We start from the raw sequence: 995 nt of genomic DNA, 5'->3' as shown, positions 1-995 counted from the left end.
AGCCCGAACTGCTTGAACCGTGGCTGCCCAGTACCGGCGTAAAACATGAACGACACCACCGCGGCCAGCAAAAACAGCAGGATGAGCCAGCGAAACAGCAGCATGGCGTGTTCCGCCGGCCCTACCAGGCACGTGCCAGCGTGGCGAAGCCTTGCGGTGCTTTTTTCTCGTCCTCGAAGGTGACGACTTCGTAGGCATCCTTATGCGACAGCAGCTCGCGCAGCAGCTTGTTGTTCATCGCGTGGCCGGAGCGGAACGCGCTGTAGGCGGCCAGCAGCGGTTTGCCCAGCAAATAGAGGTCGCCCATGGCATCGAGGATCTTGTGCTTCACGAACTCGTCGTTGTAACGCAGCCCGTCGCTGTTGAGCACCTTGTAGTCGTCCATGACGATGGCGTTGTCCAGCCCGCCGCCCAAGGCCAGGCCATTGGCGCGCATCATTTCCACATCCTTGGTGAAACCGAAGGTGCGGGCCCGCGCGATGTCGCGTGTGTAGGCGCCCGAACCCATGTCGAACTCAACGCGCTGGCCGGTGGAGTCCACCGCAGGGTGGTCGAAATCAATTTCAAAACTGAGCTTGTAGCCTTCATAGGGGCTCAGGCGCGCCCACTTGGTGTTGGCGCCCTCGCCTTCGCGCACTTCCACAGGCTTGATCACCCGGATAAAGCGCTTGGGTGCGGCCTGCAGCGCAATGCCGGCCGATTGCAGCAAAAATACAAACGAAGAAGCCGAGCCGTCAAGAATGGGGACCTCTTCCGCCGTGATATCGACATACAGGTTGTCAATACCCAGGCCGGCGCACGCCGACATCAGGTGCTCTACCGTATGCACTTTGGCGTTGCCGCTGGAAATGGTGGAAGCCAGCCGTGTGTCCGTCACGGCCTGCGCAGAGATGGCGATGTCCACCGGCTGCGGCAAATCCACACGGCGAAACACGATCCCGGTATCGGGCGCCGCCGGCCGCAAGGTCAGTTCCACCCGCTGGCCGCTGTGCGGG

At 61.6% G+C, this 995-nt stretch carries 1 protein-coding gene; it reads right to left on the bottom strand.

Translation table 11 applies throughout. The annotated features are described in order from the left end of the window. Positions 1–121 precede the first annotated feature (121 nt). Positions 122–995 (bottom strand): UDP-3-O-acyl-N-acetylglucosamine deacetylase (gene lpxC, locus AC1D1X_RS24320; RefSeq protein ID WP_477699491.1); only part of this gene is annotated, 874 nt, incomplete at its 5' end.

It is taken from the genome of Polaromonas sp. P1_G4 (assembly GCF_056405475.1).
This window is presented reverse-complemented; position numbering and strand designations above follow the sequence as displayed.